The sequence below is a fragment of the Bradyrhizobium sp. UFLA01-814 genome (assembly GCF_046718885.1).
GTDB classification, from domain to species: Bacteria; Pseudomonadota; Alphaproteobacteria; order Rhizobiales; family Xanthobacteraceae; genus Bradyrhizobium; species Bradyrhizobium elkanii.
The window spans coordinates 1-18,098 of sequence record NZ_JAQOSR010000097.1; the positions used below are offsets into that span (position 1 = coordinate 1).

Genomic DNA, 18,098 nt, shown 5'->3' on the forward strand with positions numbered 1-18,098 from the left:
ACCAGAGCGGGAAGTTCGGAGAGACCGTGGATCCGGTGATCGGGCACGACGCCGAGCTCGTCCATCTGGGTACGCAGTGCCTTGAACATCGTCAATGGGGCGACCGTCTCGCTTTCGACGCAGGCCAGCGCCATCGCTTCCGGCGTCACCCGCTCGATCCATGCGACGTTGAGGCCGAACGACTTGGCACCGCAGGCGTCCCACGGATTGGAGGAGATGAACAGCACCTCCGCCGGCGGTACTTTCAGCACCTCCTCGATCAGCGTGTAGGCTTCGGGCGCCGGCTTGAACACCTTGTGGGCATCGACGCTGATGGTCGCATCGAGCACGCGGTCGAGCCCCGAATTGCGCACCAGCGCATTCAGCATGTCGGGGCTGCCGTTGGAGAGGATCGCGAGCTTCTTGTCCTTCATCGCCTCGAGCGCGGCGACCGCATCCGGATACAGCGCCAGATGCTGATACTTGTCGATGATGCGAGCGAAGGTCGCCGCGTCATATTGCAGGCCGAGGCAGCGCAGCGTGTAGGCGAGGGAGTCGCGAGTTACGCCGGCGAAATCCTGGTAGCGCCGCATCAGCGAACGCAGCCAGCTATATTCGAGCTGCTTGATGCGCCAGATCTGCGTGATGATGTCGCCGTAGCCGGGGAACGCATCCTCGGTGACGTCGGCCACCGACTGGACGTCGTAGAGTGTGCCGTAGGCGTCGAAGACGATTGCCTTGATGGTCATTGTGATCTCTCTTGCCCGCCGATTGTCGCATACAGGAATTTCCTGAGTGCGTCGATGGATTGATCCCTGGCTACCTCGTTGAATTCGAGGTGATGACCGAACATCTGCACCGGCGTGCTGTAATGCTGCACGTCGAAACCGTGATAGGCGCCGGGATAGACGATCAGCTCGATCGGATGTCCCGCACGATTCTGCCGGGAAATGCCGTAGTCGTCGCGGCCCTCGGCTAGCGTCCGGCACTCCTTGGCCGGCGTCCAGTCGTCGAGCTCGCCGACCATGATCAGCGTCGGCACCGTCATGTCGCCCTTGATGCTGAGGCAGGGCGGGTAGAACGCGACGGCCGCGCGGAATTTCTCTGCCGCGTTATGTTCGATCGCGCCACGCTCGACCGAGAGCAGGGCGAGCCAGGCGCCTTGCGAGAACCCGACCACCGCGACGCGATCGGGATCGACCGCCGATTGCCGCGCGAGATAGCTCAGCGCACGATAGGCGTCATGGACGGTTGCGGCCGGCGCGCCGCCCGTGCAGGCGCTGGTGATTCCGCGCGGCCCGAACCGGTCGACCGTGAGCGTGACATAGCCCCAGGCCGCCAGCCGCTTGCCCCAGCGCTCGTCGAGTTGCTTGAAGAAGCCGCTGCAGCCGTGCAGCAGCACCACGGCGGGCGAGGGGCCCGGTCCATCGGGTGTTCGCAGATAACCTTGCAGTGGCTGCGCACTTGCGAGCGGGCTCTCGAATTCGACGAACGCGGCCGGCTGCCCGGCGCGTGCCGCGCAGCAGAGTTCTGCGCTTCCGATCAGGAGTGCGGAGAGGGTGGCAAGTCCGGTGAAGTTCGTCATGAACCACCTCCGAAGCTTGCCGCCGATGATACTCCCTTAGATCATGATGCGCTTCCACGGAATCGCATCATGATCTCATCTCCTTGTTTGAGCATGATCTTTTCGGAAAACCGCTTCGCACTTTTCCGGATCATGCTCTAGATCCCCAAAATCTTCCGCGCGTTGGCCTTCATGACCTTCGGCCGGATCTCGTCGCGAATGTCGAGCTTGGCGAAATCGGCGAGCCAGCGGTCCGGCGTGATCACCGGCCAGTCGGAGCCGAACAGCATCTTGTCCTGCAGGATCGAGTTGATGTAGCGCACCAGGATCGGCGGGAAGTATTTCGGCGACCAGCCGGAGAGGTCGATATAGACGTTCGGCTTGTGGGTCGCGACCGACAGCGCCTCTTCCTGCCAGGGGAAGGAGGGATGCGCGAGGATGATCTTGAGGTCGGGGAAATCGGCCGCGACGTCGTCCATGTACATCGGGTTGGAATATTTCAGCCGCATCCCCATGCCGCCCGGCATGCCGGAGCCGACGCCGGTCTGGCCGGTGTGGAATAGCGCGATCGCGCCGCCGTCATTGATGGCTTCATAGAGCGGATAGGCCATGCGGTCGTTGGCGTAGAAGCCCTGCATGGTCGGGTGGAATTTGAAGCCGCGGACGCCGTATTCCTCGATCAGCTTGCGTGCCTCGCGGACGCCGAGCTTGCCCTTGTGCGGGTCGATCGAGACGAACGGGATCAGCACGTCGAGATGGTCGGAGGCGACCTCGAGCATTTCGTAATTGTTGTAGCGGCGGAAGCCGGTCTCGCGCTCGGCGTCGACCGGGAAGATCACCGCGGCGATGTTCTTGGCGCGATAGTAGGCCGCGGTCTCCGGCACGGTCGGCGGATGCTTGTGCGGCGACTTGAAGTAGTCGGCCATCTGCGCCTGGAAGTCGTCATAGCCGTCGTCGCCATGCATGCCGCACGGCTCCTCGGCATGGGTGTGGATGTCGATCGCGGTGACCTTTTCGATGTCGGGCAGTTTGAGCTTGGGCATTGCGCTTCCCCGGCGGCGTGTTCATTGGTGATGGAAAATAATTATATGATATAACGATTTTCGCAAGCGCCGAGGAGTTGAAGGATTCTGGCCGCGCGCGGAGCTCAATCCGGCGCAAAGTCCGGTTCGGTCACGGTCCGGGGCGGGCGCGAGGAGGACGAAACCGCGATTCGGCGGCCGTGACGCCATCGTCAAAGGGAGATGGCGGGTCGCCTCGATGGCCCGGATAATTGTGGCCGTCGCCGTTTCCGAAATGATCTCAAGGGTGTGGCGCGGTGCCTTCCGCGGGTTCCGGGCCAGGATAGGCCCGAAAATCGGCCCGTCTCGGTTGACATTTAACGGTCCGATGGCTTAGAACCCGGCCGTCCCGGGCGGCAGGCCGCTTATCGGGATAAATCCCATTTTGCCAAATATTGGCATTGATCAGGTACGGCCTCCAACACGGGCCTTTCGAAGTAACAGGATTGTCCCATGAAGGTCCGTAACTCGCTGAAGTCGCTGCGCGGCCGCCATCGCAACAACCGTCTGGTTCGCCGCAAGGGCCGCGTCTACGTGATCAACAAGGTCCAGCGCCGCTTCAAGGCGCGCCAGGGCTGATCCACCAAGGCTGATCGACAAGGCTGATCCCGCCGGGATCGCCGGCCGATTTCGATCCTTCCTTCACAGGTCTTTGACGCCGCGCTGCTTTGCAGTGCGGCGTTGTGCGTCTAGACTTCGGCCATGGGATTAAAGCTCGGATTCAAGTTCCTGGGGCCCGCCAACCGCCGGCTGGCGATCCTGATCGCCGGGCTTCTGGCCGGGCCTGTTTTGACTTTGCCTGTTGCAGCCGTCGCGCAGGACGATCCGCGGGTGGTCCCGCCGCCCAAGGCCCAGAAAAAACTACCTGAAGCGCCGACCAAGCTGCCGAAGGTGCCGGCCGACCGCACCCGCGGGCTGGATTTCCTGTTCGGCGCCCTGAAGGCCGCCCCCGACGAGGACAGCGCCCGCCATGTCGAGGCGCGGATCTGGGCGCTGTGGCTGCAAACCCCGAGCGATACCGCGGCGCTGTTGATGGTGCGCGCCAAGGCGGCGATCGACGCCCAGAATGTCGATGTCGCGCTGAAGCTGCTGGACGCGGTGATCAAGCTCCGCCCCGACTATGTCGAGGCCTGGAACCGGCGTGCGACGATCTACTATTTGAAGAACGATTACGTTCGTTCGCTGGGAGACCTGCAGCAGGTGCTGACCCGCGAACCCCGCCATTTCGGCGCGCTGGCGGGCGTCGGCATGATCATGCAGGACATGGGCGACGACAAGCGCGCGCTCGACGCCTTCCGCAAGGCGCTGGCTGTCGATCCCTACCTCGAGAAGGTGCCGCAGATCGTCAAGCAGCTGACCGAAAAGGTCGAGGGCCGCGATATCTGATTGCGTGCGATTGATCGCGATCGTGGGGCGATGGTCGCAAATGGACACGTTGCTCGCGAGCCTGGTGCTTGCTCGCGATACGGTCCGGCGCAGGAGGCTAGTGCAAGAACTTGCCGCGGGACGCGGTGTCCTGGGCTACGGCAGCATAGAATTGCTGAAGCTCCGCCTCCAGGTGCTCATTCACCAGCAACAGTGCCTTCAGGGCGCCGCGCAGGTCGCCATTGCAGCTCGCCACGATCTGATCGATGGCCGCATCGCTAGGGTCGGAAATCATGGTACTCCTCCGATTACTTCCCGTTGAACTCGTCATGCGGACGCCGGTTCCTGTGGATACTGTGTACAAGCCAGGAAGCGTTCCAGTAGCGTCCCGGTTTGGATGAAGCCTCGCGTCTGATGGCGAAAATGCCACCGCCAATCTATGAAATTACTAATGACGCAGGTATGAACCCGCTATCCACAGGCTGGGCGCATTGTGGACAACTCCGCGCCGGGGCGCGAGCCGGAAAATCGACAATTGGCTTTTCGAACAAGAGCATGTCCGGGCAGGGGGAACATCCGCGCGAAACCTGATTTCGGCTTCGTCGTAATTGTCAGGTGCCCAATCAGGTGCCTAAGACCTTTCGGATCCCCGCGATGTTGACCGTAATCATTGCGCTGGCGGTAGCCGGGCTGGTGCTGGCCCTGGCGACACAGCTCGGCGCCCTGCTGATCCAGCGCGCCTTTCCGCCTCGGGGCCGAATGATCGATGTGGCCGGGGCGCGGCTGCATGTGGTCGAACTCGGCCCGCGCGACGCGGTCGGGCCGCCGGTCGTGATGCTGCATGGCGCAAGCTCCAATCTGCGCGCGATGCAGCCGCTCGGCGATCGCATTGCCAAAGCGCGCCGGGTGATCCTGATCGACCGGCCGGGTCACGGCTGGAGTCCGCGCGAGCGCGTCGCGGATTCGACGCCCGCGATCCAGGGCCGGATGATCGTGGAGGCGCTGACCAGGCTCGGCGTCGAGCGGGCGATCGTGGTGGCGCATTCCTGGGCCGGCGCGCTTGCCTTGCGCATTGCACTGGATCATCCGGATCGCGTCGCCGGCCTCGTGCTGCTCGCCCCTGTGGCCTATCCGTGGCGCGGCGGCGCCGGACGCTACAATGACGTGATTGCGACGCCGCTGATCGGGCCGCTGCTTGCGCATACGATCACGCTGCCGCTCGGTCTCCTCATTGCCAGTTCGGCTGCGCGCGGCGTGTTCGCGCCGCAGCCCATGCCGGTCGATTTCGTCCGCGACAGCGAGCCATTGCTCCTGCTGCGCCCGCGCGAGTTCATCGCCAATGCGCGCGACCTCGTCACGCTGAAGGCTGCCGTTGTCGAACAGGCCCCGCGCTATGCCGAGATCAGGGCGCCGCTGTCAATCATTTCGGGCGACGTCGACAAGACGGTCTCGACCGGCATCCACTCGCGGCCGCTCGCCGCATCGGCGCCGAACGCGAAGCTGATCGTGCTGCCGGGCACAGGCCACATGGTGCAGTACGTCGTGCCCGACCTCGTGGCGTCCGAGATCGAGACGATGGCCGGCCTGATGGTGCGGGACGTGGTGACGGCGCAATAGCTGCCGCGCCCTTGCGCCGCGCGAATGTGATCCGGCAAGGCTTGCGCCGCCGCGTAGCGCCGAACATCATGCGGCTCACCGGTTTCGGATTGCAGCAAAGGACACGTCTCATGCGGATCGACAACATTGCCGACCTCGTCGCTGAAACCCTTGCCCAGGCCGGCGTCAAGCGCATCTACGGCGTCGTCGGCGACAGCCTCAACGGCCTGACCGAGGCGTTGCGCAAGCGCGGCACGATCGATTGGCTGCATGTGCGTCACGAGGAGGTGGCCGCGTTCGCCGCCGCCGCCGAATCCCAGATCACGGGCGCGCTCGCGGTGTGCGCGGGCTCCTGCGGCCCGGGCAATCTGCACCTCATCAACGGCTTGTTCGACGCGCATCGCAGCCGCACGCCGGTGCTGGCGATCGCGGCGCAGATTCCCTCCGCTGAAATCGGCGGCGGCTATTTCCAGGAGACCCATCCGCAGGACCTGTTTCGCGAATGCAGCCATTATTGCGAACTGGTGTCGGATCCGGCGCAACTGCCCTACATGCTGGAGAACGCGATCCGCGCCGCGGTCGGCAAGCGCGGCGTCGCCGTATTGGTGCTGCCCGGCGACGTTGCGATGCGGACGGCGCCGAAGCGCGACATCGCGCCGAATGCCGGCCTGCTGCCGCCGGCGCCGGTCGTGCGTCCGGCCGAACCTGAGTTGAATGCGCTGGCGGCGCTGCTCAATGGCGCGCGGCGCGTCACGCTGTTCTGCGGCCGCGGCTGCGCCGGCGCGCATGACGGCTTGATCAAGCTTGCCGAGACGCTGAAGAGCCCGATCGTGCACGCGCTCGGCGGCAAGGAATATGTCGAATACGACAACCCCTATGATGTCGGCATGACCGGCTTCATCGGCTTCTCCTCCGGCTATGCCGCCATGCATGGCTGCGACGTGCTGCTGATGCTGGGCACCGATTTTCCCTACAAGCAGTTCTTCCCGACCGGCATCAACATCGCACAGGTCGATATCCGCCCCGAAAATCTCGGCCGCCGCTGCAAGCTCGATCTCGGCATCGTCGGCGACGTCGGCGAGACCATCGCCGCGCTGCTGCCGAAGCTCCATGTGAAGACCGACCGCAAGCATCTCGATGCCAGCCTCGCGCATTACAAGGACGCCCGCGCCGGGCTCGACGATCTCGCTCGCGGCAAGCCGGGCCAAGAGCCGATCCATCCGCAATATCTGGCGCGCCTGCTCAGCGAGCAGGCCGCCGAGGACGCGGTATTCACCGCCGATGTCGGCACGCCGACGATCTGGGCCGCGCGCTATCTGAAAATGAACGGCCGCCGCCGTCTGGTCGGCTCCTGGGTCCATGGCTCGATGGCCAATGCGATGGCGCATGCAATCGGCGTGCAGGCGGCGCGGCCCGGCCGGCAGGTGGTGTCGATGTCCGGCGACGGCGGCTTTGCCATGCTGATGGGCGATTTGATCACGCTGACCCAGGCCAAGCTGCCGGTGAAGGTCGTGATCTTCAACAACAGCGTGCTCGGCTTCGTCGCGCTGGAGATGAAGGCCGCCGGCTTCATCGAGACCGGGGTCGATCTGAAGAATCCGGATTTCGCGGCGATGGCCCGCGCCATGGGCATTCACGGCGTCAGGGTGGAGGATCCCGGCGAGCTCGAGGGCGCGATCCGCGACGTGCTCGCGCATGACGGCCCGGCGGTGCTCGACGTCGTGACCGCGACGCAGGAGCTGTCGATGCCGCCGACCATTACGCTGGAGCAGGTGAAGGGATTCAGCCTGTGGGTGCTGCGCGCGGTGATGAGCGGCCGCGGCGACGAGGTGGTCGATCTCGCCAAGACCAATCTCCTGCCGCGCTGATCGCGGCGGCCGGGCATGATCCGGAAGCGGCTGGCCATTTCCCTCGCGACAAACGCGGAACGTGTCTGCGCGGAGATCGTGCTGAAATCAGAGAATCAGAAGGGGATGGCGTTTCGAAGAAAGGCCATCCCCGTTCTAACGTCCGCCCCGGCATTGGCGCCGGGCGGACGGCGACCGACACCGCCGATTACTTCTGCTTGCCGTCCTTGTCGAACGAGGAGACATAGGCCCAGAGGTTGCTGGCCTCGTTCTCGTTCTTGATGCCGGCGAATGCCATCTTGGTGCCCGGGATCTTGGCCTTCGGATCCTTGATGTATTCGAGGAAGGTTTCCTTGTTCCAGGTGATGCCGGAATTCTTGTTGGCATCGGAATAATTGTAGTCCGGCGCGGAGCCGGAATGGCGGCCGTCGAGGCCGTTGAGCTCGGGGCCGACCTTGTTCTTGGCGCCTTCGCCGATTGCGTGGCAGGCGAGGCATTTATTGAACGAGGTCTTGCCGGCGGCGGCATCCTGCGCCAGCGCGGAGGATGCGGAAGCCAGCGATGTGACGACCGCCAGCGCGCTCAAGGTCTTTAGGTTCATGGGGTTCTCTTCGTTTCGTCCCGGGAGGTAGTGATCGTTTGTGGCATGTCCGGCTTGGACAGGACAAGCCACGAAACTTTGACAGGTTTCGAGGCCGCCCGCTTGTCCGAGAGAGAACTCGCCATTGCGGGGGTGGGGCAATCCGACCTTCGGCCGGTCCACTGAAACAGGTGCAGACGTGATTGATTTGTCGTAACAAATCGGCGAAGGGCAAAAGCCCAGCCGAGGGAACAACGATGTCCATCATGATGCCGGCGGCCGACCAGGCCGTCCTCGCTCGCCGCGCCGAAATCGTGGCCGCCTTGCGCGCAATCGTCCCGGGCGAGGGCGTGATCGACAGTGCCGCCGAGATGCTGGCCTATGAGTCCGACGGCCTGACCGCCTATCGGCAGCCGCCGATGGTCGTGGTGCTGCCCGATACCACCGAGCAGGTGTCGAAGGTCCTCAAATATTGCCAGGGCCAGGGCATCAAGGTGGTGCCGCGCGGCTCCGGCACCTCGCTGTCCGGCGGCGCGCTGCCGCTTGCCGACGGCGTGCTGCTCGGACTAGGCAAGTTCAAGCGGATTCGCGAGATCGACTTCGACAACCGCGTCGTTGTCACCGAGCCCGGCGTCACCAACCTCGCGATCAGCCAGGCGGTCGCCCATGCCGGCTTCTACTACGCGCCCGATCCGTCGTCGCAGATCGCCTGCTCGATCGGCGGCAATGTCGCGGAGAATTCCGGCGGCGTGCACTGCCTGAAATACGGCATGACCACCAACAACGTGCTCGGCTGCGAGATCGTGCTGATGTCGGGCGAGATCCTGCGCATCGGCGGCAAGTCGGCCGAGAATGCCGGCTATGATTTGATGGGAATCATCACCGGCTCGGAAGGGCTGCTCGGCGTCATCACCGAGATCACGGTGCGCATCCTGCAGAAGCCGGAGACGGCGCGTGCGCTGATGGTCGGCTTCGCCGAGGTCGAGGCGGCCGGCGAATGCGTCGCCCGGATCATCGGCGCCGGCATCATCCCGGGCGGCATGGAGATGATGGACAAACCGGCGATCCACGCCGCGGAGGCGTTCGTTCATGCCGGCTATCCGCTGGACGTCGAGGCGCTCTTGATCATCGAGCTCGACGGCCCTCAGGTCGAGGTCGACGAGCTGATCAAGCGGGTCGAGGCGATCGCGCAGGGCTGCGGCTCGACCTCCTGCCAGATCTCGACCTCGGAGGCCGAGCGCAATCTGTTCTGGGCCGGCCGCAAGGCGGCGTTCCCCGCGGTCGGGCGCATCTCGCCGGACTATCTCTGCATGGACGGCACCATCCCGCGCGGCGCCTTGCCGAAGGCCCTGGCGCGGATCCGCGAGCTCTCCGAGAAATACGGCCTCGGCGTCGCCAATGTGTTCCACGCCGGCGACGGCAATCTGCATCCCTTGATCCTCTACGATGCCAACAAGCCGGGCGAGATCGAGAAGGCGGAGGCGTTCGGCGCCGACATCCTGCGCTGCTGCGTCGAGCTCGGTGGCGTGCTCACCGGCGAGCACGGGGTCGGGATCGAGAAACGCGACCTGATGCCGGACATGTTCACCGAGATCGACCTCAACCAGCAGCAGCGGCTGAAATGCGCCTTCGATGCCGAGGGCCTGCTCAACCCCGGCAAGGTGTTTCCGACCCTGCACCGCTGCGCGGAGCTCGGCCGCGTGCATGTCCACGCCGGCAAGCTGGCGTTCCCGGATATCCCGCGGTTCTAGAGCATGATCCGGAAAAGTGCGAAGCGGTTTTCCGAAAAGATCATGGTCAAACAAAGAGCTAAAGCGCGATGACGATTCAACCCAATCTCATCGCGCTTTAGTACCGTCTGAGCAGCCCCGACGCCGCGCCGCTATCGCCATAGCCGGCGCAGGCCGCTTCCGGGTCTCTGGTCAACGCCGCCCGGACTCGCTTGAAGGTCTTGCCCGCCGCTTCGGACACCTCGGGGCGGAATTTGCGCGGATCGTAGTCACTGCCGTCGTGAGCCTTGATGGCCGCGTCGAACGCATTGATCATGGCCATCGCGGCGTCGGGGCTGCCGAGGAGTCTGGCGCCCGTTTGAACGCCGCCGGCACCATTGGCCTCATAGCCGGTGCATCGTTGTTCGAGCACCGCGGCTGCGGTAGCGAGCTGGTCGAGGAACGTTGCCTCGGCGTCGGTGAGCAGAGCGGCACGCGCCTGTCCCGGCGCGATCATCGCGAGCAGCGCGATGGCTATCGGTTTGATGTGCATCGTGATGGTTCTCCTGGCGGAGCCGCGATCAAATCAACGGTTGCCGAATGACGATAACAAGCCCTGCTTCCACGGCATCAGGAGCCACGTCAGCTATTGGTCCCGAGGCCAACGTGCTGAGTGTGCGCCCAGAGCCACCAACGCGCGAGGGCCGGTCGATACAATTCGACGGATCGCCCTAGCCATTCGATAACCTTAACCAATGCTTGCCGCGGTGGCCGCCGTCGCGCGTCGCTGCAATTACAGCGCGGACCCATTTACACGGCCTTAGACTGTTGCTCGGTATTTTCCGCAGATGCATGTCTTCGGGAGCACATCGATGCCCAGCCTGGCCGATCAGCTGGCGCTTTCGCGCAATCGGCCCGCGGGTTTCGACTACATGCGGATCGCGCTGGCGGCGTCGATCATTGGCCTGCACAGCACGAATGTGACGCTCGGGCTCGGCCGCGCGCTGGAAATCCAGAGCACGCTGCGCATCGGCGTCGCGATGATCCTCGCGCTGTTCTTTGCCCTGAGCGGCTTCTTGGTGACGGCGAGCTTGCTCCGGTGCAAGAGCCTGATTTCCTTCCTCGGCCTGCGCGTGCTGCGGATCGGGCCGGCGCTCGCGGTCGAAACCACGCTATCGGCAATCATCATCGGTTCGGTCTTCACCGCGCTGCCGTTGGCCCAATATGTCGCCGATCCGAAATTCCACGCCTATTTTCTCAATATCGTCGGCGACATCCATTACGAGCTGCCGGGCGTATTCCTGCACAATCCGCTGCCTGATCTGGTGAACGCCCAGCTCTGGACCGTGCCGTATGAGCTGTGGTGCTACGTCATCCTGGCGCTGCTCGCCGTGCTCACGATTTGCTTCAATCGGGTGGCGTTCCTGGGGTTCATGGTGATCGCCCAGATCGGGCTCATCGTCTACGACATCTGGCGCTGGGACGAGGTTCCGATCCAGCTTCGCCCGCACCTTCTGGTGTTCTGCTTCCTTGCCGGCGTCGGCTTCTACCTCTGGCGCGACAAGGTGCCGTTCAACCGCACTGTGTGCCTGCTGGCGCTGGTGCTGTGCGCCGCCGGCATGGCGACCGGACGCGGCGACGCGCTGGCTCCCGTGCCGGCCGCCTATGTCGCGTGCTATCTCGGCCTGATGAACCCGCGGCGGAGCTGGATCGTCTCGTCAGGCGATTACTCCTACGGGCTTTATCTCTACGGCTTCGTCATCCAGCAATGCGTCGCCACCTTCGGCCCGCCGGTCCAGCACTGGTATCTGAACCTCCTGATCAGCCTGCCGCTCGCCTTCGGCGTCGCCGTCGCCTCCTGGCATTTCGTCGAGAAACACGCGCTTCGGCTCCGAACCCCGGTCGAGAGCCTCGAGGCCGCGGTGCTGTCGCGGATCTCGATCGTCGGCTTCTGGCGCAGGCCGCCCGAGCGGGCCGGCTTGCGCGCAACGCTCGGCAACAGCGGCGCATCGATCTGACCCGCGCCGGCGGGAAGGACGAGCTTCGGTTCTGATTGAATCAGAACCGAAGCTCTCGCTTCTTGTTTTGACGCGTTTTCTTCACGCGAACCGGATCCACTTCGCTCGAAAACGCTCTACTATCCTCCCCGCCGCGCCTTTCTTCACAGCAGCGCGTATTGCGACCGCTCGCGCTTGGCGAGCAGCGGCAGCGCTTGCTCCGCGATGTAGGTCTTGAAAGCCGCGCTGTCCTGATGTGCCTTGAACGCGGCTTCGTCCTGGAACAATTCGTAGAACAGGAATTGCGCCGGATTGTCCTTGCCGCGGCCGATCAGGAACAGCTTGGTGCCGGGGTCCTTCTGCGCCTCGGGCAGGAAGCCGTCGAGGATTTCCGCGACCTTGTCGGCCTGTCCCTCCTTGGCTTCCCATTGCGCCACAACCAGAAGGCCTGACGTGTTGATCGCGTCGCTGATGGTTCTCGTGCTCATCGCATAGTGCTTCATTGGCAGTCCTCCGTTGCTTTGCTCCGATCGAGCTTGCGATCCGGCCCAGGGCGAGACGCCGGCGATCGCCATGATCGCGAACGAGCCGATGGCCGATCGCCGGGTGAGCCTCATCGTCGTGGTCGAAACTTCCGAACGTTTCATGTTCGCCTCCAGATGATTCGCGCCAACCGTCCTGCCGGCCGAACCGCAACGCGAGAGATAGTCGATCGTTCGGCGTCCCAGTTCGGTGATGGTCGAATTGTCGATGTCGTGAACATTTCGATCATGATCGAAGCGTTGCGGCGGCGTGACGTGCGACAAGCGCAAGGGGCATATTTCGATCGATGCGGAGCCGGCCATGCAGACCATCGCACCGGAGCTTGCCGAACTCGCCGGGCTGATCGCTGATCCCGGACGCGCCAGCATCCTGTCGCGGCTGATGGACGGACGCCCGCAGACTGCGAGCGAACTGGCGCTGGTCGCAGGCGTGACGCCCCAGACCGCGAGCTGGCACCTTTCGCGCATGGTCGAGCGGGCGCTGCTCAAGGTCGAGCGGCGTGGTCCGCGCCGCTTCTACCGGCTGGCGACCCCGCTGGTTGCGCAGATGCTCGAGGGCATGATGACCGTTGCCGCGATCGATCCGCACCCGTCCCGGCGGCCGCCGCGCATCGATCCCGAGATGCGCCGGGCCCGGACCTGCTACGACCACCTTGCCGGCGAGCTCGGCGTCGCCGTCACCGATGCGATGCGGGACCGCGGCCACCTCAATCTGGACCAGGAGGCCGGCGAGCTGACCGCTTCCGGCCGTGCATTGCTTGGCGATCTCGGCATCGACCTGCGTTCGCCGGCGCGGAGCCGGCGGATCTTGTGCCGGCCGTGTCTCGACTGGAGCGAGCGGCGTCCGCATCTGGCCGGGCGGGCAGGGGCCGCGGTTGCCGACCTTGCGTTGCAACGGGACTGGATCCGGCGCCGGCCGCAGGGCCGCTCCGTCGAAATCACCGACGCCGGACTCCTCGCATTCAGAAATTTGTTCGGCGCGCGCATTTGATTTCGGAGCCGAATTTCGTTACCGGCTAGGGCGTGGATACGCTCAAGGTCAGAGACGCAAAAGACGTCGAGGAAGTGGTGCGCGCGGCGGTTGCCAGCGAGCAGCCACTTGAGGTCATTGGACATGGGTCGAAGCGCGCCATCGGCCATCCGATGGCGACCAATGCGCTGCTCGACGTCTCGGCGCTGAATGCGGTCAGTTCCTACGAGCCGAACGAACTGATCATCACCGTGCAGGCCGGCGCGCCGCTCGCCGACGTGCAATCCCTGATCGACGCCAAGAACCAGCAATTCGCCTTCGAGCCGATGGACACGTCTGTGCTGCTCGGCACCGCGGGCGCCGGCACGATCGGCGGCATGATCGGCGCCGGGCTGGCCGGTCCCCGCCGCATCAAGGCTGGCGGTATCAGGGATCATCTGCTCGGGGCGCACGCAGTGTCCGGGTTCGGCGACAGCTTCAAGACCGGCGGGCGGGTGGTGAAGAACGTCACCGGCTACGACCTCTGCAAGCTGCTGACCGGCTCCTGGGGCACGCTCGCGGTCATGACCGAGGTGACCCTGAAGGTCATGCCGAAGCCGGAAGCCGAGCGGACGCTGCTGCTGCGCGGGCTCGACGACGTCACCGCCAACAAGGCGATGACGGCGGCGCTGGGCTCGCCCTTCGACGTCTCCGGCGCCGCGCATCTGCCGGGTTCGGCGTTGCGGTCCGGGGGCGGTGCGCTCGCCGGCCTCGCCTCCGGCCAGCCGGTCACGCTGGTGCGGCTCGAGGGGATTTCGGCGTCGGCGGCACACCGGGCGGTCTCGCTCAGCCAGACGCTCTCGTCTTTTGGAGCGGTCGACAGCCTCGCCGACGATGCGTCGGCCGCAATCTGGAGCGCGCTGCGCGACGTGGTGCCGTTCGCGGCGAACGGCGCGCTCGGGGCCTGGCCCGTGTGGCGTATCGTTTGCCCGCCGGCCTCTGGCGGCGCGCTGGGCCAGGCGTTGTCGCGCGCCACCGGCGGCGACGTGATCTACGACTGGGGCGGGGGGCTGATCTGGGCCGCGGTGCCGCCGGGTGCCGACGCCCAGGCCACGCTGGTCCGCGGCCAGGTCGAGGCGATCGGCGGACACGCCACCCTGATCCGCGCCACCGAGGATGTACGCCGGGCGGTCGATGTGTTCCAGCCGCAGGCGGCCGGGCTTGCCGCGCTCGGTGAACGGGTCCGGGCGAGCTTCGATCCGAGGTCCGTCCTCAACCGCGGCCGGATGATGCGAGGCGGGGCTGCATGAAGACCGAGTTTTCCCTGGCGCAGCTCGCCGATCCCGACATCAAGGAAGCCGACAAGATCCTGCGCGCCTGCGTGCATTGCGGCTTCTGCACCGCGACCTGCCCGACCTATGTGCTGCTCGGCGACGAGCTCGATAGCCCGCGCGGCCGCATCTACCTGATCAAGGAGATGCTGGAGAAGGACAAGCCGCCGACGGTCGACGTGGTCAAGCATATCGACCGCTGCCTGTCGTGCCTCGCCTGCATGACCACCTGTCCGTCGGGCGTGAACTACATGCACCTCGTCGACCAGGCCCGGGTCCGGATCGAGCGGGATTACCAGAGACCGCTGACCGAGCGGCTGCTGCGGTCGGTGCTCGCCCTCGTGCTGCCGCGGCCGGGCCTGTTCCGGATCAGCATGATCCTGGCCGGGCTCGCCCGTCCGTTCGCCGCATTGCTGCCGACGCCATCGGTCGGTGCGTCCAGTCCGGGTCTGCTGCGGCGGATCAAGGCGATGCTGGCGCTCGCGCCACGCGGCCTGCCGCAGCCGGGGCCGGCTGCCGGAACCGTGTTTGCGCCGATCGGCCGGCGGCGCGGCCGGGTCGCGCTGCTGCAGGGCTGCGCCCAGCAGGTGCTGGCGCCACGCATCAATCAGGCCGCGATCAATGTCCTGACCCGGCACGGCGTCGAGGTGGTGTTGGTCAAGGACGAGCAATGCTGCGGCGCGTTGACCCATCACATGGGACTGGACGGCGACGCGCTGGCGCGCGCGCGGGCCAACATCACGGTGTGGCAAAGGGAAGCGGACCAGAACGGGCTCGACGCCATCCTGGTGACGACCTCGGGCTGTGGGACAGTTGTCAAAGACTACGACTACCTGCTGCGCGAGGACAAAACATTCGCCGAGCCGGCCAAGCGAATCTCCGCGCTGGCAAAGGATATCACCGAGTATCTCTCGGCTCTCGAGCTCGCGCCTTCAACGCAGAAAGGCGACATCACCGTCGCCTATCACTCCGCTTGTTCGTTGCAGCATGGACAGAAAATCACTCAACTTCCGAAAGAATTGCTTTCCAAGAATGGATTCGTGGTGAAAGATGTGCCCGAGAGCCATTTGTGTTGCGGTTCGGCGGGGACCTACAACATTCTCCAGCCCGACATTGCGAGCAGATTGCGCGATCGCAAGGTCGCCAATATTGCGCTTGTCAAACCGGACATGATCGCTGCGGGCAATATTGGCTGCATGGTTCAGATTGCCGGCGGTACGTCAGTTCCTGTGGTGCACACGATTGAGCTTCTCGATTGGGCGACAGGAGGTCCCCGGCCAGGATTGAATTGATCGACTGCCACTCGAGCATGATCCGGACCTCAGCCTTGCCCTGACGCAACGTGAAGGACCGGCGCTTCCTTGCCACAGACGCGAAGCGATCGCGCGGCCATCATGCCCGACAAGCGAAGTGGAGAGCGCCTCTCCTCGAGGTGCAGCCAACGTCCGGCAAGCGATCACTTCAATGCGCCCGGTGGACTCAGATAGCGGCAACAGGAGGACCACGATGGCGAAGTCGAAGAAGGCGAAGAAAAGCAAGAAGGCCAAAAAGGCCAAGAAGGTGGTAGCGGCGAAGAAGAGGTCCGCGAAGAAGTCGGCCAAGAAGGCTGCGAAGAAATCCGCCAGGAAGACTGCAAAGAAATCGGCGAAGAAGTCAGCCAAGAAAGCCGCAAAGAAAACGGCAAAGAAAGCTGCCAAGAAGGCTGCGCCGAAGAAGGCCGCCAAGAAAGCCGCCGCCAAGAAGAGCGCGCCGAAGAAGGCCGCTGCTCCGAAGAAGGCTGCCGCGCCGAAGCCGGCCGCCCCGGTCGCGGCACCCCCGGCGCCCGAGCCCGAGCCGCAGCCGGCTCCGAGCTGGGCCACACCGAGCCACGAACCGGCGCCGGGCTGGATTGCCGGGTCGGCCGACGGGGGCGAGCACCACTAGAGCGTTTTCGAGCGAAGTGGGCACCGGTTCGCGTGAAGAAAACGCGTCAAAACAAGAATCTAGAGCTTCGGTTATGATTCAATCAGAACCGAAAATGCTCTAGACCGCTGCCACATTGCCGAAGTTCAACTGATCGAAGCCGCAGCGCGCCACGCTGCGGCTTCTTCCGTAGGTGCGGTGACGATCCGTGCTTTTGCGGGCACGGCGATTCGCGCCGATGCTCTCGCGCCGGGCCGACTGTTGCCGTTTCCCTCTCCAGATGATCCGTTCAACCGGTGCGGGAGCCGCAGTCTTGTGGTGCAAATGCAACACCCGCAAATCAACATGCGGCAAGATGGCTAGAACGCCTAAAAAGGCGGCACATGCATGTCTTTTTGGCTTCACGGTACCGTGCACGGGCCTCAGATTGATCCACGCGATTTAGTTGCAGTCCGTTAGCGCGCGCCCTGGGGGCCACCGGAGCTGGGCTGTCTGGAAAAGTTAGATGGGGATCGTCATGAAGAAACTGGCTTTGTTAGCAACGGCGCTAGCAATGATTTCGAGCTCGGCAATGGCAGCTGACATGGCGGTGAAGGCCGTCAAGGCGCCGCCGCCGGCTCCGTTCGACCCGTGGGACATCGCCTTTGGCGCTGGCATCATGAGCGACTACATCTTCCGCGGCGTCACCCAGTCCAACCACAATCCGTCGGTCACCGCCTATTTCGAGCCGCGCTACAACGTCAGCAAGGACCTGCAGCTCTACGTCGGTACGTCGACCGAAAGCATCTCCTTCGCCAACCGCGCCGCGGCTGAAGTGGACGTCTACGGCGGTATCCGCCCGACCTTCGGCGCCTTCGCCTTCGACATCGGTGTCTGGGGTTATCTGTATCCGGGCGGAACCTGCTACTACGGCGGCGGTGCCGTGGCCGACTTCGCGGGCAATCCGCTGAGCGCAGAATGCCAGGCGAACACTCTGACCAATTTCAACGTGATGAAGAAGGACGTCTCGTTCTTCGAAGTCTACGGCAAGGCGACCTGGACCATTAACGACAACTGGGCGTTCACCATCAACGAGTACTACTCGCCGAATTTCCTCAACACCGGCGCCTGGGGCAACTACTCGTCGATCATCGGCAAGTACACCGCGCCCAGCACCGTGTTCGGTTCCAGCGGCGTCGGCATGTATGTGTCGGGTGAGTTCGGCCGGCAGTGGCTCGGCACCTCGGACAGCTTCTACGGCGTTCCGGCCTTCCCGAACGGCATCAAGTATGCCGACTACAACACCTGGAACATCGGCATCGGCTTCACCTACAAGGTGTTCACGCTCGATCTGCGCTACTCCGACACCGACATGTCGAAGGGTGATTGCAGCGCCTTCACCAGCGACTTTACCGCGGGCGGCAATACCAACGTGACCCCGATCAATCCGGGCGGCACGGGCTCCAACTGGTGCGGCGCGGCGGGCATCGCCAAGCTCTCGGTCGACCTGACCGCGATGTCCAACCTCAAGTAATCTCTCCTTCCGGGGATCGAGGGGGCGGCAGAGCAATCTGCCGCCCCTTTTGTTTTACGCGGCCTGCGGTGGCCGCATCGCCGTCGAGCCGCTAAGGCATGAATGAAGTTAGCTTGAGCCGCCGGGCTTCACCTCTCCCGATAGGGGAGAGGTGAACCGAGTA

The 18,098-nt window shown here is 64.4% G+C and carries 18 protein-coding genes; 11 read left to right on the forward strand and 7 right to left on the reverse strand.

What is annotated here, in order from left to right; translation table 11 throughout:
* The 3 genes from PMN64_RS26340 to PMN64_RS26350 all read right to left on the reverse strand — a co-directional run.
* Positions 1–728 (reverse strand): haloacid dehalogenase type II (locus tag PMN64_RS26340; protein WP_411782734.1); only part of this gene is annotated, 728 nt, incomplete at its 3' end.
* Positions 725–1,564: a dienelactone hydrolase family protein gene (locus PMN64_RS26345; RefSeq protein ID WP_304498724.1), complete on the reverse strand. Its 840-nt coding sequence runs from the start codon at positions 1,562–1,564 to the stop codon at positions 725–727. The genes PMN64_RS26340 and PMN64_RS26345, both read right to left, overlap by 4 nt.
* A 137-nt stretch (positions 1,565–1,701) precedes the next feature.
* Positions 1,702–2,586 (reverse strand): amidohydrolase family protein, encoded by an 885-nt coding sequence (locus tag PMN64_RS26350; protein WP_304498725.1) that lies wholly within the window; start codon positions 2,584–2,586, stop codon positions 1,702–1,704.
* Between the two features lie 471 nt (positions 2,587–3,057).
* On the opposite strand from PMN64_RS26350, the gene ykgO reads away from it, so the two are divergent.
* Both ykgO and PMN64_RS26360 read left to right on the forward strand, forming a co-directional pair.
* Positions 3,058–3,183: a type B 50S ribosomal protein L36 gene (gene ykgO, locus PMN64_RS26355; protein WP_002718645.1), complete on the forward strand. Its 126-nt coding sequence runs from the start codon at positions 3,058–3,060 to the stop codon at positions 3,181–3,183.
* A 123-nt stretch (positions 3,184–3,306) separates the two neighbouring features.
* The gene (locus tag PMN64_RS26360) at positions 3,307–3,990 is read left to right on the forward strand and encodes a tetratricopeptide repeat protein (RefSeq protein ID WP_304498726.1); all 684 of its coding nucleotides are present in this window, start codon (positions 3,307–3,309) and stop codon (positions 3,988–3,990) included.
* Between the two features lie 97 nt (positions 3,991–4,087).
* Here the strand turns inward: PMN64_RS26360 and PMN64_RS26365 are convergent, their stop codons facing one another.
* Positions 4,088–4,264, reverse strand: a complete 177-nt coding sequence (locus PMN64_RS26365; protein WP_018269760.1) for a hypothetical protein — start codon at positions 4,262–4,264, stop codon at positions 4,088–4,090.
* A gap of 359 nt (positions 4,265–4,623) precedes the next feature.
* Between PMN64_RS26365 and PMN64_RS26370 the strand changes: the two genes are divergently transcribed.
* Entirely contained in the window at positions 4,624–5,586 is a 963-nt protein-coding gene (locus PMN64_RS26370) for an alpha/beta fold hydrolase (RefSeq protein ID WP_411782735.1), read from the forward strand.
* Positions 5,587–5,696: 110 nt separating this feature from the next.
* On the forward strand, positions 5,697–7,433 hold the full coding sequence (gene poxB, locus PMN64_RS26375; RefSeq protein ID WP_411782736.1) for a ubiquinone-dependent pyruvate dehydrogenase: 1,737 nt from the start codon (positions 5,697–5,699) through the stop codon (positions 7,431–7,433).
* A gap of 187 nt (positions 7,434–7,620) precedes the next feature.
* On the opposite strand, the gene cycA is transcribed toward poxB, so the two are convergent.
* Positions 7,621–8,013, reverse strand: a complete 393-nt coding sequence (gene cycA, locus PMN64_RS26380; RefSeq protein WP_411782737.1) for a cytochrome c-550 CycA — start codon at positions 8,011–8,013, stop codon at positions 7,621–7,623.
* Between the two features lie 236 nt (positions 8,014–8,249).
* On the opposite strand from cycA, the gene PMN64_RS26385 reads away from it, so the two are divergent.
* Positions 8,250–9,743: an FAD-linked oxidase C-terminal domain-containing protein gene (locus PMN64_RS26385; RefSeq protein ID WP_137482614.1), complete on the forward strand. Its 1,494-nt coding sequence runs from the start codon at positions 8,250–8,252 to the stop codon at positions 9,741–9,743.
* 97 nt (positions 9,744–9,840) lie between these two features.
* Here PMN64_RS26385 and PMN64_RS26390 read toward each other — a convergent pair whose 3' ends face one another.
* Entirely contained in the window at positions 9,841–10,254 is a 414-nt protein-coding gene (locus PMN64_RS26390; protein WP_411782738.1) for a hypothetical protein, read from the reverse strand.
* A gap of 319 nt (positions 10,255–10,573) precedes the next feature.
* On the opposite strand from PMN64_RS26390, the gene PMN64_RS26395 reads away from it, so the two are divergent.
* Positions 10,574–11,719 (forward strand): acyltransferase family protein, encoded by a 1,146-nt coding sequence (locus PMN64_RS26395; protein WP_411782739.1) that lies wholly within the window; start codon positions 10,574–10,576, stop codon positions 11,717–11,719.
* 143 nt (positions 11,720–11,862) lie between these two features.
* On the opposite strand, the gene PMN64_RS26400 is transcribed toward PMN64_RS26395, so the two are convergent.
* Positions 11,863–12,345 carry a putative quinol monooxygenase gene (locus PMN64_RS26400; protein WP_411782740.1) on the reverse strand — a complete coding sequence of 161 codons (483 nt, stop codon included), beginning with the start codon at positions 12,343–12,345 and terminating at the stop codon, positions 11,863–11,865.
* Positions 12,346–12,541: 196 nt separating this feature from the next.
* On the opposite strand from PMN64_RS26400, the gene PMN64_RS26405 reads away from it, so the two are divergent.
* The 5 genes from PMN64_RS26405 to PMN64_RS26425 all read left to right on the forward strand — a co-directional run bounded on the left by PMN64_RS26405 (position 12,542) and on the right by PMN64_RS26425 (position 17,935).
* The gene (locus PMN64_RS26405) at positions 12,542–13,231 is read left to right on the forward strand and encodes an ArsR/SmtB family transcription factor (protein ID WP_411782741.1); all 690 of its coding nucleotides are present in this window, start codon (positions 12,542–12,544) and stop codon (positions 13,229–13,231) included.
* Between the two features lie 32 nt (positions 13,232–13,263).
* A complete protein-coding gene (locus tag PMN64_RS26410; protein WP_411782742.1) occupies positions 13,264–14,499 on the forward strand; it encodes an FAD-binding protein in 1,236 nt (411 codons plus the stop codon).
* A complete protein-coding gene (glcF, locus tag PMN64_RS26415) occupies positions 14,496–15,812 on the forward strand; it encodes a glycolate oxidase subunit GlcF (protein WP_411782743.1) in 1,317 nt (438 codons plus the stop codon). The genes PMN64_RS26410 and glcF overlap by 4 nt, the downstream gene beginning before the upstream one ends.
* 214 nt (positions 15,813–16,026) lie before the next feature.
* Positions 16,027–16,443: a histone gene (locus PMN64_RS26420; protein ID WP_411782744.1), complete on the forward strand. Its 417-nt coding sequence runs from the start codon at positions 16,027–16,029 to the stop codon at positions 16,441–16,443.
* Positions 16,444–16,939: 496 nt separating this feature from the next.
* Positions 16,940–17,935: a TorF family putative porin gene (locus tag PMN64_RS26425; protein ID WP_026192245.1), complete on the forward strand. Its 996-nt coding sequence runs from the start codon at positions 16,940–16,942 to the stop codon at positions 17,933–17,935.
* The last annotated feature ends 163 nt before the right edge of the window (positions 17,936–18,098 follow it).